Source organism: Streptomyces sp. NPDC102283 (genome assembly GCF_044766265.1).
GTDB lineage: Bacteria > Actinomycetota > Actinomycetes > Streptomycetales > Streptomycetaceae > Streptomyces.
Window position 1 is genome coordinate 30,096 of record NZ_JBIWLQ010000010.1, and the last position, 12,572, is coordinate 42,667.

Annotated in this window: 11 protein-coding genes; 1 reads left to right on the forward strand and 10 read right to left on the reverse strand. The window is 73.3% G+C overall.

The features are described 5' to 3' along the window. Positions 1–34 precede the first annotated feature (34 nt). The 10 genes from ACIRJT_RS20605 to ligD form a co-directional block, all read right to left on the reverse strand. Entirely contained in the window at positions 35–520 is a 486-nt protein-coding gene (locus ACIRJT_RS20605) for a DUF3291 domain-containing protein (protein ID WP_403911150.1), read from the reverse strand. Further along, positions 517–1,599: an amidase gene (locus ACIRJT_RS20610; RefSeq protein WP_403911152.1), complete on the reverse strand. Its 1,083-nt coding sequence runs from the start codon at positions 1,597–1,599 to the stop codon at positions 517–519. The genes ACIRJT_RS20605 and ACIRJT_RS20610 overlap by 4 nt, the downstream gene beginning before the upstream one ends. A 27-nt stretch (positions 1,600–1,626) precedes the next feature. Next, complete coding sequence (locus tag ACIRJT_RS20615; protein ID WP_403911154.1) at positions 1,627–3,084, reverse strand: penicillin-binding transpeptidase domain-containing protein; 1,458 nt, start codon at positions 3,082–3,084, stop codon at positions 1,627–1,629. Then, positions 3,081–4,460 carry an FtsW/RodA/SpoVE family cell cycle protein gene (locus ACIRJT_RS20620; protein WP_403911155.1) on the reverse strand — a complete coding sequence of 460 codons (1,380 nt, stop codon included), beginning with the start codon at positions 4,458–4,460 and terminating at the stop codon, positions 3,081–3,083. Before ACIRJT_RS20620 ends, ACIRJT_RS20615 begins: the two co-directional genes overlap by 4 nt. 146 nt (positions 4,461–4,606) lie before the next feature. Next, complete coding sequence (locus ACIRJT_RS20625) at positions 4,607–5,107, reverse strand: SH3 domain-containing protein (RefSeq protein ID WP_403911157.1); 501 nt, start codon at positions 5,105–5,107, stop codon at positions 4,607–4,609. 92 nt (positions 5,108–5,199) lie between these two features. Further along, positions 5,200–6,579, reverse strand: coding sequence for an ATP-binding protein (locus ACIRJT_RS20630; RefSeq protein ID WP_403911159.1), 1,380 nt, complete (start codon positions 6,577–6,579; stop codon positions 5,200–5,202). Then, entirely contained in the window at positions 6,576–7,328 is a 753-nt protein-coding gene (locus ACIRJT_RS20635) for a hypothetical protein (RefSeq protein ID WP_403911161.1), read from the reverse strand. The genes ACIRJT_RS20630 and ACIRJT_RS20635 overlap by 4 nt, the downstream gene beginning before the upstream one ends. 217 nt (positions 7,329–7,545) lie before the next feature. Beyond that, positions 7,546–7,863 (reverse strand): zinc-ribbon domain-containing protein, encoded by a 318-nt coding sequence (locus tag ACIRJT_RS20640; protein ID WP_371625914.1) that lies wholly within the window; start codon positions 7,861–7,863, stop codon positions 7,546–7,548. Next, complete coding sequence (locus ACIRJT_RS20645; protein WP_403911164.1) at positions 7,860–10,091, reverse strand: PBS lyase; 2,232 nt, start codon at positions 10,089–10,091, stop codon at positions 7,860–7,862. The genes ACIRJT_RS20640 and ACIRJT_RS20645 overlap by 4 nt, the downstream gene beginning before the upstream one ends. 223 nt (positions 10,092–10,314) lie before the next feature. Beyond that, positions 10,315–11,205 carry a non-homologous end-joining DNA ligase gene (gene ligD, locus ACIRJT_RS20650; RefSeq protein ID WP_403911166.1) on the reverse strand — a complete coding sequence of 297 codons (891 nt, stop codon included), beginning with the start codon at positions 11,203–11,205 and terminating at the stop codon, positions 10,315–10,317. 106 nt (positions 11,206–11,311) lie between these two features. On the opposite strand from ligD, the gene ACIRJT_RS20655 reads away from it, so the two are divergent. Then, positions 11,312–12,439, forward strand: a complete 1,128-nt coding sequence (locus ACIRJT_RS20655; protein WP_403911168.1) for a Ku protein — start codon at positions 11,312–11,314, stop codon at positions 12,437–12,439. Positions 12,440–12,572: the final 133 nt, after the last annotated feature.

Below are 12,572 nucleotides of genomic sequence, written 5' to 3' on the forward strand. Positions count from 1 at the left end.
GCGCGGGCCGCGGCTCTCCCCGCCCCGGCGCCGGTCAGTGCACCCCGGCCGGTGCAGGGAAGCGGGCGCGCAGGGTGAACGCCCGCTCGGTGGGGCCGTGTTCCCGCAGATGCAGCAGCCGCTCCTCGGCGTCCGCCACCGTCGGGCGTTCCCCGGCCGGCACCCACCACAGGGCGGTCATCGCCTCCCGGATCTGCTCGAACCACTCGCGGCGCCGGCTCATCAGCTCCCGGTGCCGCCCGGCGAACATGAAGCCGGTGAGCGCTTCGACGTCCCGCCACACCGACATGTTCACGATCATCCAGTCGTCCCCGAAGACCGGGACGTCCGTGGCGTTCCCGGATTCGGAGCGCAGGCGCCAGACGAAGCCGTCGGCATCGTCGGCGACCGCGTTCACCGGGTCCAGTCCCTCGACGAAGTCCTTCAACCGCGGTGAATCCAGAGGGAATCGGAGGCGTGAGATGTTCACCTGCGCCAGCTCGTGTGTGCCGCGGCCGAGGTCGGTCCCGATAGAGGTCATGGCGGCACGGTAGGCAAGACGCTCTGCGCCGCGCGGGCCATTCCGAGCAGCGAGATGTCCGCCCCGCGTGCCGCCACCAGATGGAGCCCCACCGGGCAGCCGTCCGCGGTGAATCCGGCGGGCAGGCTGGCCGCCGGATGGCCGCTCAGGTTGAACGCCCAGGTCAGGGCGGTGGAATAGAGGTCGCCCGGGCCCTCGTGCCCGTGCGGCCGATTCGGCGTGACCGGGGTCAGCAACAGGGGCGCGGCGGCGAAGAGGTCATCGAGCCGGTCGTCGTTCGCCCGCCGGACCGCCGCCGCCTCCGGGTCCCCGGGTGCCCCGCCCCGTACCGCCTGCCAGGCCCGCACCGGGTCGAGCAGGGCGCAGTCGGCGTCCAGCAGGCGTACGGTCCCCGCGGCGACGAGCCGGCCCACCGCCGCCCGGACGACGGCCGCCACCTCCGGGTCCACGTCCGCGAAGCCGAGGTCCTCGCTGTACACGGCGGGAAGCGGGAGAGCCGGGGCGGCGGTCGGCTCGTATCCCTCCAGCACATGGCGGAGATACCGCTCGGCATCCGCAGCCGTCCGGGCCAGCACCCCGGCCGAGGCCAGCCCCGACCGGTCGGGGGAGGGGAGCAGCCCGTTCGTCGTCTTCAGCCCGAACACCCCGCACCAGGCGGCCGGGATACGGACCGACCCGGCCCCGTCGCTGCCCGTCGCCAGCTCCACCATGCCCGTCGCCACCGCGACCGCCGAGCCCGCCGACGAACCGCCGGGCGTACGGTCGGCCCGCCACGGGTTGACCGTACGCCCGTGGGCGCCCCGGCCCCAGGTCTGCCAGACCGTCCCGGGACCGGCGACGGAGGTCGCGCCGACCGGGACCCCGCCTGCCGCGATCAGCCGACGGGCCGCGTACGAGCGGATGCCGGTGGGGCCCTTCACCGCGAACGGCAGACCGCCCAGCGGGAGTCGCCGCGCCAGGGCCTCGCGTTCCCGGGCGAGCGCCTCGTCGGGCCAGACCTCGACGAACGCGTTGAGCGCCGGATCCAGCCGGCCGATCCGCTCCAGGGCCCGCTCCACCGCGGACGGTCTCCGTGTCATGCCCCCAAGTCTCCAGGAGAGCGCGGGTCACTCCTCCAACGCCGCCTCCATCACGGCCCGGGCGATCGGGGCCGCGCTGCCGCCACCGCTGATGTCGTCCCGGTCGGCGGCGGCGTCCTCCACGACCACCGCCACCGCGACGGCCGGGCGGCCGGAGTCGGGAGCCTGGGCCCAGGAGATGAACCAGGCGTACGGCAGACCGGAGTTGTCGACGCCGTGCTGCGCGGTACCGGTCTTGCCGCCGACCCTCACCCCGTCGATCGCCGCGTTCGCCCCGGTGCCGTTCTCCACCACGTCGACCATCATCCGCTGGAGCTGCACGGCCGTCGAAGGGCTCATCGGCCGCTGTGACGGGTCCGACCCCCGCTGCCGGACCGTGTCCCCGTCGTCGGTGGTCACCCGGTCCACCAGATGGGGGCGGCGCAGATCCCCGCCGTTGGCCACCGCCGAGGCGACCATCGCCATCTGGAGCGGGGTCGCCGTCGTGTTGAACTGCCCGATCGAGGAGAGCGCGAGCTGGTCGTCGCTCATGTCCGTGTCGAAGTTGCTCCTCGCCACCCCGGACGGGATGCGCAGCCCGGTGTCGTTGAAGCCGAATCCCTCCGCCGTCTCCACCATCCCCTCCAGGCCGACCTCCACCCCGAGATGGGCCATCACCGTGTTGCAGGAGACCCGGATCGCGTCCGCCAGGGACGCCCGCTCGCAGCCTCTCGCCTCGTTCGGCAGGGTCGTCCTCGTGCCGGGCAGGACGTACGGCGACGGGGTGTCCGTGGGCGCGTCGGCGTCCGTCGCGGCCCGCGCGTCCAGGGCGGCCGCCGCCGTCACGATCTTGAAGGTGGAGCCCGGCGGATAGGTCTGCCGGATGGCCCGGTTGAGCATCGGCAGACTCTTGGCCGCGTTCAGCCGCGCCCACGCGTCGGTCACCGCGGAACCGGTCCCCGACAGCCGCTCGGGGTCGTACGACGGGGTCGAGACCAGCGCCAGGATCTCGCCGGTCGACGGATCCAGCGCCGCGACCGCCCCCCGCCGCCCCCTCAGCCCGTCGTACGCGGCCTGTTGCATCGACGCCCTGATCGTGGTGACGACATCGCCGCCCGGCTGCCGGCCCCGGGTGAACTCGTTCCAGAAGGGCAGCGGCGCCAGCACCGAGTCCGTACCGGACAGGACGGGGTCCTCGGCGTTCTCGATGAGTGTGGTGCCGTACGTCTGCGAGGCGTATCCGGTCACCGGGGCGTAGAGCGGGCCGTGCAGATAGGTGCGCTCGAAGCTGAGCTGCTCGCCGGTCTCCTTGCTGCCGGTCACGGGCCGGTCGCCCACCAGGATGTTGCCGCGCGGCTGGTCGTAACGGGCGATGGCGTTGCGGCGGTTGGCCGGATTGCCGTCCAGCTCGTCGGCCTCGAAGACCTGGATCCGGGCCGCGTTGACGAGCAGCGCCACCAGCAGCAGCAGACAGAAGGCGGCGGCCCGCCGGATGTAGCGGATCACCGGTCCTCCTCCGCGGCCGCCGCGATGACGCCGGTCTCGGCCTGTTCCGGGTGGGGTCTGCGCGCGACGTCGCTGAGCCGGATCAGCAGCGCCACGATGATCCAGTTGGTGACGACGGAGGAGCCGCCCTGCGCGAGGAACGGCATCGCCATCCCGGTCAGCGGGATCAGCCCCATCACCCCGCCCGCGATCACGAACACCTGGAGCGCCAGGATCGACGCCAGGCCGATGGCGAGCAGCCGCCCGAACGGGTCCCGCAGGGCGAGCCCGGCCCGGTAACCGCGCGCCACGAGCAGCGCGTAGAGCAGGAAGACCGCGGTCAGCCCGCTCAGGCCCAGCTCCTCGCCCGCGGTCGCCAGGATGAAGTCGGACTTGGCGGCGAAGCCGATCAGGATGGAGTGGCCCGCGCCGAGCCCGGTCCCGAGCATTCCGCCCGCGGCGAAGGCGAACAGCGACTGGGCGAGCTGGCCCGGCCCCTGCCCCGCGTCGATCGAGGCGAACGGGTCCAGCCAGTCCTGCACCCGGCTGTGGACGTGCGGTTCGAAGGAGCCGACGACGAAGGCCCCGACGGCGGCCAGGAGCAGTCCGACCGCGATCCAGCCGGTCCGGCCGGTCGCCACGTACAGCATGATGACGAAGAGTCCGAAGAACAGCAGCGAGGTGCCGAGGTCCCGCTCCAGCACCAGCACCCCGACGCTCAGCAGCCAGATCGCGACGATCGGCCCGAGCACCCGGCCGGAGGGCAGTTGCAGCTTCCAGAAGGTGCGGCCGGTGTACGCGAGCGCGTTGCGGTTGGCGGCCAGGTAGGCGGCGAAGAACACGGCGAGCAGGATCTTGGCGAACTCGCCCGGCTGGAAGGAGAGTCCGCCGATCCGGATCCAGATCTTCGCCCCGTTGACCGCCGGGAAGAAGATCGGCACGGTCATGAGCGCGAGCGCCGAGGCGACCGAGAGGTACGCGTACCGCTGGAGCACCCGGTGGTCGCGCAGTAGCACCACCACGGCGGCGAACAGCGCGACGCCGAGCGTGGACCAGACGAGCTGGGTGGGCGCGGCCTGGTCCCTCGGGGTCTCCAGATCGAGCCGGTAGATCAGCACCAGGCCGAGCCCGTTGAGCAGAACGGCGATCGGCAGCAGCAGCGGATCGGCGTACGGGGCCCGGAAACGGACCGCGGCATGGGCGAGCAGCGCGAGCGTGCCGAGTCCGGCGCCGTACCCGGCGACGTCGGGGGGCACGACGCCGTCGTGGGCGAGGCCGACCGCCGCGTAGCCGAGGACGGAGATCAGGACGCCCCCGACGAGGAGGGCGAGCTCCACCCCGCGCCGCTTGGGCAGGCGTAGCTCGGGCGGGGGAGCGTCCGCCGTCGTTGCGGTCATGCCCCGCAACGTAGCAAGAGGTGTGCGATATTTCCTTTATGTCACACCTTTGCCTCTGTCAGTGCCTATCGGACACGCGCCCGCCCGCGGAGCCGACGGCGACGCGGCCGGGCTCCACGGGCGGGCGGTGTGCGGGTGACGCGAGGTCAGCACCACTTCGGCGCGGCGCCGATGTTCTCGATGTAGCGCGCCGAACCCCAGGCCCAGGTGCCGTTGGTCAGCAGGTACCAGCGATTGTTGTTGTCGACGTTGTCACCCTTGGTCTTGCAGAAGATGTTGACGATCTCGCCGTACTCGGCCGAGCCGACGACGCGGCTGCTGCGGGTCGGCTTGTCGCGGAGCAGCAGGTACGGCTTGGCGATGACGCGTCCCTTGTAGGTCCGCTTCGGCGCCTGGGGCTTCGCCTGCCCCTGCTTCTGCGCCTCCTCGCGAGCCTGCTTCTGCTGCGCCTCGTGCTCACGCTGCAGGGCCGAGGCGGAGAGCTCGTCGGACGTCGGGTCCGGAGCGACGGCCTCCGCGCGCTGCCCGACGGGCTGGGGGTCGGCCGCCAGCGCGGCGGGAGCGGCGGCGGTGAGCGCCGCGAGCGTGCCGGTGGCCACGCAGAGACCGAGCCGGCGGAGCCGCGAGGAGCGGGACAGGGGGGACATGCTGCCTCCATGCGATGAGGAAGGGACCGTGGGGGACACGAGCTGGGCTCGTGATCGTCACGCTAGGTTCGCCACACACGGTCGGCAACGCGTCACGGTACGTGAGAGCGGCTCCCTGTTGAGCCGTCCGGGTCGTCCCGGCCCTCCGGACCCCCGTCACCACCGGGATTCCGGTCGCATTCCCCGTCATCCAGGCGTACGTACTCCGGCAGGGTCATCCGGGCGATCGCCCCGCCGTCCGGCGGATTGTCGAAGTCCAGCCGGGCGCCGATGACCTGGGCCTGGCCGACGGCGATGGTCAGCCCCAGGCCGTGCCCCTTGCCCGCGCCGTCCGTGCGGAACCGCTGCGGCCCGCCGTCCAGCAGATACGCCGGGAACCCCGGACCGTGGTCGGTCACGGAGACCACCGCGCCGTCCACGCTCAGCACCACCGGAGGACGCCCGTGCCGATGGGCGTTGGCCACCAGATTGCCGATCACCCGCTCCAGGCGCCGCCGGTCCGTCTCCACCCGGGCCGCGTCCGTCACCCGCACCTCGGTGTCGGTGCCCGACGCCCGGACGACCCGCTCCGCCAGCGGTGCGAGGTCGTGCACGGCGAGGTCGACCTCCTCGGTGCGGGCGTCGAGCCGGGAGATCTCCAGCAGGTCCTCCGTCAGCGCCCGCATCGCCCGCACCCGGTCGCGCACCAGCTCCGCCGGGCGGCCCGGCGGCAGCAGTTCGGCGGCGGCCGACAGGCCGGTCAGCGGGGTGCGCAGCTCGTGCGCCACGTCGGCGGTGAACCGCTGCTCGGTCTGGAGCTTGCGCTGGAGGGTCGAGGCCATGGTGTCGAGCGCGCCCGCCACGATCGCCACCTCGTCCTGGGCGCGGACCGGGCGCGCGGTCCGGGGGTCGTGCACCCGGGCGTCGAGATCGCCCGCGCTGATCCGGCGGGCCACCCGGGCGCTCTGGTGGAGTCTGCGGGTCACCCGGCCGACGGCGAACAGGCCGACGAGCAGGGTGGCGGCGATGGCCAGCAGCGAGGAGCCGATGATCGCCCGGTCGAGGCCGCCGATGGTGCGGGCGCTGTGGCTGTAGTCCGTCCAGGTGGCGAGCGCCCGCCCGTCCGCCGGGCCCGCCGCCCACATGGCGGGGCCGCTCCGCCCGTCCGGGTCGCCGGGCCGGTGCGGACCGTCCGCGACGAGGGTGCCCCGCTCGCCGCCCGCGGCCAGGGCGCGCAGCGAGGCGGGCAGGCCCGGCGGGTCGACGCCGGACCCCGGCGGCAGCGGTTCCCCGGCCTCGTACGCGTCGGTGACCGTCTCCAGTCGGTCCAGCGTCTTCTCCCGGGCCTGCTCGACCGTCTGCCGGGTGACCGCCGTGTGCACCAGGAGGCCGAGGAGGGCCGCCAGGGTGCAGCACATGACGGTCAGGAAGACCGCGGACTTCCAGGTGAGGCTCGCGGTCCAGGAGGGCGAGCGGAACCGACGCCGCCTCATCGCGTCCCCGTGGAGGACGTGGAGGACGTGGAGGACGTGGAGGACTCGGAGGATTTCGGAGTGGGTTTCGGCGCCTTCCGGTGCTCGGGCGTCCGCAGGATCTCGTCCCGGGTGGGCAGCATCGCGCGCTGCCGGTCGTCCCAGGACCACGCGGTGCGGTACTCGTACCCCGGGATCACCGAGGGAGCCCGCATGATCAGGTCCCGGCCCGCCAGCTCCACGCTGATGACGGCGTCGTAGGTGGACATGATCCGGGTCAGCCGGCCCCCGTCCGGCATGTAGACGCGCACGGCGAGCTGCCGGTCGGGCATCCGGATGCCGAGCACCAGTTCGTCCCTGCCGTCGCCGGTCAGATCGCGGTAGTACGGCGGGAGGACCGGGCAGTCGTCCGGGGCGGTCCGGCACGCCTCGATCCGCCGGACCGTCCCGTCCGGCAGCTCGTCCAGGCCGCTGTCCCGGTCCGTCTTCGCCTTCAGCCCGGCCTGCGCCACGGTCACCGGGTCCAGCCGCCGTACATCGCCGCCGGTCACCCGGATCCCCGGGATGCGCGCGGTCTCGCCCTCGCCGTAGTCGTACGGGGCGGCGGAGGCGGGCGGCAGCTCCGGCCACAGGCTCTTGGGCTCGACGGCGGACGGCGCGTCCCCCGCGCTCCTCAGCCCGCCGGCCGCGCCGCAGCCGGACAGCAGGATCAGCCCGGCGAGGGCGGACACGGCGGTACGGGTCGCCGCCGGGGCGCGGTGCGGACGCACGGCTCGCCTCCTCTTCGACGACGGACGACACAGCGGTCTCACACCCTAATCGGACGACCGTGCGCAATGCCGACTTCGTACCCCTGTGTGACGTTGTGCGGCCCCGCAGTCGTGGGACCACGGGGCCGGGGCGGTCAGGAGGGCCGCAGGACCAGCGCCGGCAGGAGGTCGGCACCGGTGTGGTTCAGCGCTGGTGCGGGTCGAGCGCCGGTGCGGCTCAGCGCTGGTACGGGTTCTGCCCGGGAGGCGTGAAACCGGGCTGCTGCGGGGCCTGGCCGTGGGCGTTGCCGTCCTGCCCGGCCGCGGCCTGGGCGAGCAGCCGGTCCGCCTCCTCCTTGGGTATCTGCCGCTCCCCGCCGCAGAACGTGCACTGCGTGACGTACTTCGTCGAGAACGGGAACAGCGGCACGAAGAACAGCGTGAACTTCGTGACCCGCTTGCGCAGGGTGTGCGCCGCCGGATTGCCGCACCAGCCGCACACCATCGTCAGGATGGCCAGCTGGTAGAGGTAGCCCTTGGTACCGAAAATGATCATGCCGTGGTTCCTTTCCCCGTCCCCCGGAGTGCCCGTCGGCACAGCGCCAGGAGCTTCTCGTCCTCGTGGATGTCATGACTGCCGTACCCGCCGTCCATCGCGTTGTGACGGCGTACGGAGGCGAGTTCGCTCCGCAGGACGTGTGCTGCGGCCGACCCTTCCGGGACCGGCCCCATCCGTGCCACGCATTCTGCCACCCGGACCCGCACATGACGGCTCCGATCCCAGTCGGCGAGCAGTGCTTCGAGGGTCTCCCGGGACCGGCCGGACACCTCCCACAGCGCGATCGCCGCGTCGACCCGCAGCCACAGCTCCTCGTGTGCCAGCAGCCCGCGCAGCCGGGGCGCGACCACCGCGGCGCGCGGCCCGAGGGCGCCCAGCGCCACCGCCGCCGCCCGCCGGTCGTGCACCTGGTGCGACTGGAGGCCCTCGATCAGCGCAGGCAGCACCGCCTCGGCGTCCCCGGAGATCGCCCACAGCGCCTCGGCCGCCTCCGTCGCGGAGGCCGCCCCCGGGCGGCGGATCAGCGCCCGCAGCTCCGGGACGGCCTCCCGCGCCGCGGGCCCGAACGAACCCAGCGCCCGCAGCGCCGCCGTACGCAGCCACTCGCCCCGGTACTCCGGGGCGCCGCGCAGCACCCGCAGCACCTCGGGGGTCGCCTCGCCCGCCCGCAGCCCCGTGAGCCCGGCCAGCAGCGGGCTCGCCCGGTCGTAGGCCCCCTCGTCCAGCTCCACCTCCGCGAGCCTGCGCCGCAGCGCCCCGGCGAGCGGCTGGGCCGCCGTCCCCAGGTGGCCCACCGCGAACCCCACGTCGTGCGCCACCTGCGGCAGCTCCAGCGCCGCCGCGAGCGCGGGCAGCACCCGGGCGTCACCGAGGCGCGCCAGGGCCTTCACGGCGGAGCCGAGCCCGGGCGGACCGCTGGCCCAGGACCTCACCCAGTCCCCGGGGCGGTCGGCCAGCCGGGCGGCCAGGGCGTCCGCCGCGGGCGCGGCGAGGCCGAACAATTCCTCCAGCACGTGGGACGCGGCCTCGGCCAGCCGGGGCTCGGGGTCGGACAGCTGGTCGCCGACGAGCGCCACCAACTCCTCGTAGGGGCCGCGCCAGGCCCGTATCAGCCCCCCGCTCATCCGTACGGCGTCGATGCGCTGCCGACGGTCGGGGCTGCGCAACTGGTCGGCGAGCAGCGCCGTGCGGTCGCCCACCCGGTCGTCGAGGCCGACGTGCAGGGTACGCAGCAGGTCCGCCGCCCAGGGAGCGCCGCGCCCGGCGTTCTCCTGCGCGGAAAGGGACCGCAGCTGCCCCACGAGCGTCGGCGTCGCGACCTGCTCGCCCCGGCAGGTCTCCGCGGCGGCCACCGGCTCCGTCTCCACCGGCTCCGTCTCCACCGGTTCCGCGTCCACCGCCTTCGTGTCCGTCGGCTCGGCGTCCGGGTCGCGCGGCTCCGCTTCCGGTTCCCGGCCGGGAACCGCCTCGTCCCCCGTCGGGGCGGACTTCTCCGGCGGGGAACGCATCTCGCGCAGCAGCCCCGAGACCACCGGCACCACATCGCCGGGCAGACCGTCGGGCGCACAGCGCGCCAGCTGGGCCAGGGCCGCGAGCCGCAGCCCCGGGGAGTGCGCCCGCGACGCCAGCCGGCCCAGCCACTCCGCGACCCGCCCCGCCAGCGGCCGGTGCCGCAGGGCGATCCGCCCGGCCGCCTCCACGAGGGCGAGCCGCACCTCCTCCTCGGGCTCCACCGGCAGCCGCTCCCGCAGCAGCGCGAGCACCCGCACGGGGTGCCGGTGCAGCGTGGCGAGCGCCAGCGGTGCCGCGAGCCGCACGCCGGCGTCCTCGTCGGCGACCAGCTCGAAGAACACCCCCGCGCCCGCGGTGACCGCCGCCGCCGCCATCGCGTAGTTCGCGGCGCCCTCGATCTCGTCCTCGTCGATCTCCGCCTCGTCGTCCTCGTCGAGGTCGAAGCCGCCGATGCTGGTGAGCAGTTCGACCACGCTGCCGCGGTCCTGTACCCCCGGGTCCACGGCCAGCTCGAACAGGAACGGGATGCACGCGAGCGTGCACGCGTACACATCGCCCTGGTGGTGCACCGCGCCGTACATGCCGTCGAGCGCCGTCTCGCGCTCCGCCGGATCGTCGGATGCCAGCCCCCGCAGGAGCTCCGGAACATCGTCGGCAGGCCCGTAGGCATGCTCCATCGAGGCCCAGTCGACCTCGTCGATCCCCGAGAACACGCCATCCCCTCCCCACGATCACGGCGGCGCCCGGACCGGCGCGCCCCGTGGCGCGTCCTGTCCGTCACACCCCTCCCGGCGCGCCCTGGAGAAAGCGCCTGCGCAGAGTGTGCACCACCGGTCCGACAATCCACCCGCCACTTGTGGCCTTTCCTCGCGCCGTAACCAGGTCATGACCCGGTCAAGACGATTCGGCCGTGGATTCCTGTGCACCGGGGGAGTGTCACGCGGGCAGCGGAAAGGCCTGTTCCGGGTCGTTCAGCGGTGCGAGCAGATCGCCGTGCCGATCCAGCCGGGCCGCCATGTCCCCGGCACGGAACACCAGCGCACCGGCCTCCCGGCACCCCGCGATCTCGTCCCAGGTGACCGGGGCCGACGCGGTGGGCTCGGGCCCGGCGCGCAGGGTGTAGGGCGTGGCGGTCGTCTTCGCCGCGGCGTTCTGGCTGAAGTCGACGAAGACCTTCCCCGGCCGCAGGGCACGCTTCATCCGGTGCAGGGCCAACCCCGGAAGGGCCGCCTCCGCCTCCACGGCGAGCCGCTTCGCGTACGCGGACACCTCGCCGGACGGGGTGGGCTCCAGCGGGACCAGCAGGTGCAACCCCTTGGACCCGGACGTCTTCCCGTACGCCGCCAGCCCGTCGGCCGCGAGACGCTCCCGCAGCCAGAGCGCCACCGCGCAGCACTCCACGACGGTCGCGGGGGAGCCGGGGTCCAGGTCGAAGACCATCCGGTCGGCGATCTCCGGCGCGTCGTCACGCCACTGCGGGGTGTGGAACTCCACCACCAGGTTGGCCGCCCACATCAGGGAGGCCAGATCCCGCACGACCACCTGCCGGGCGCCCGGGTCCTCGCTCCGCGGAACCGCGGTGGTCCCCACCCAGGCGGGCGTACCGGGCGGCGGGTTCTTGGTGAAGAAGACCTGGCCGTCCGGCCCGTCCGGGTAGCGCAGGAAGGACACGGGGCGATCGCGCAGATGGGGCAGGATCACGCCGCCCGCGGTGGCCGCGTAGTAGTGCAGCACCTCGCCCTTGGTCGTCCCGGTGGCCGGATACAGGACCTTGTCGAGATTGCTGAGCGAGACCCGTCGCCCCTCCACCTCGGTGATCGGCGTCATACGATAAGAGTCACACGAAATCATGCCAGAGCGTCATCAACGGCTTCTTCTCTTCGGCGGCGTCTTCAATGCCTCGGAGTGCTCACGGGTCGGCAAGGGGTGAACGGTGAGGTCCATCTGGAATGGCGCGATCTCCTTCGGGCTGGTCAGCATCCCGATCAAGCTGGTCAACGCCACCGAGAACCACTCGATCAGCTTCCGGCAGATCCACCTCGCCGACGGTGGCCGGATCCGGTATCGCAAGGTCTGCGAACTCGACGAGGAGGAGGTCTCCGGCGGCGAGATCGGCAAGGCCTACGAGGACGCCGACGGCACGATGATCCCGATCACCGACGAGGACCTCGCCCAGCTCCCGCTGCCCACGGCGAAGACCATCGAGATCGTCGCCTTCGTGCCCGCCGACCGGATCGACCCGCTCCAGATGGACTCGGCGTACTACCTCTCCGCCAACGGGGTCCCGGCCGCCAAGCCGTACGCCCTGCTCCGCGAGGCCCTCAAGCGCAGCAACAGGGTCGCCGTCGCCAAGTACGCCCTGCGCGGCCGCGAACGGCTCGGCATGCTCCGCGTCGTGGACGACGTGATCGCCATGCACGGCCTCCTGTGGCCGGACGAGATCCGCGCCCCGGAGGACGCCGCCCCGGACGGCGACGTCACGGTCCGCGACGCCGAACTCGACCTGGCGGACGCCCTGATGAACACCCTCGGCGAGGTCGACATGGACAGCCTCCACGACGACTACCGGGAGGCGGTCGAGGAGCTCGTCGCCGCGAAGGCCGCCGGCGAGAGCGTGCTTCCGGCCGCACCCGAGGACGCCGGCGAGGGCAAGGTCATCGACCTGATCGCGGCCCTGGAGAACAGCGTGCGGGCGGCCAGGAAGTCCCGGAACGTCGAGGGTGCGGGCGCCGGCGAGGGCGATGGAGGCAGCGGCGACATGGCCGACGTCCACCCCATCGGGAAGACGTCGTCGAAGGCGCCCCGTAAGTCCGGGCGGGCCGCCCAGCCCGCGAAGAAGACCACCCACCGCACTCCGACCGGCAAGACGGTCACCCGTTCCGGAAGCTCCGCGACGAAGAAGTCCGCACCCAAGTCCACCGGCGCGAAGAAGTCCACGGCGAAGAAGGCCGCTTCGAAGAAGACCGCGGCGAAGAAGGCCACGGCGAGGAAGGGGACGTCGTCGAGCGGCGGCACGGCGGCGAAGAAGACGGCATCCTCCCACGGACGCACATCGGCCTGACGCGGACGCGGACGAGGCCCGAGGCCGCCGCGGCCCGACCGCGCCTCGCGAACGGGGCACGGCCGAAGGCCTGTTGCGGCCCGGCAGCCCCTTCCGCCCCGCCGCCCCGCTGTCCTGAGTCCCCCGTACGCTA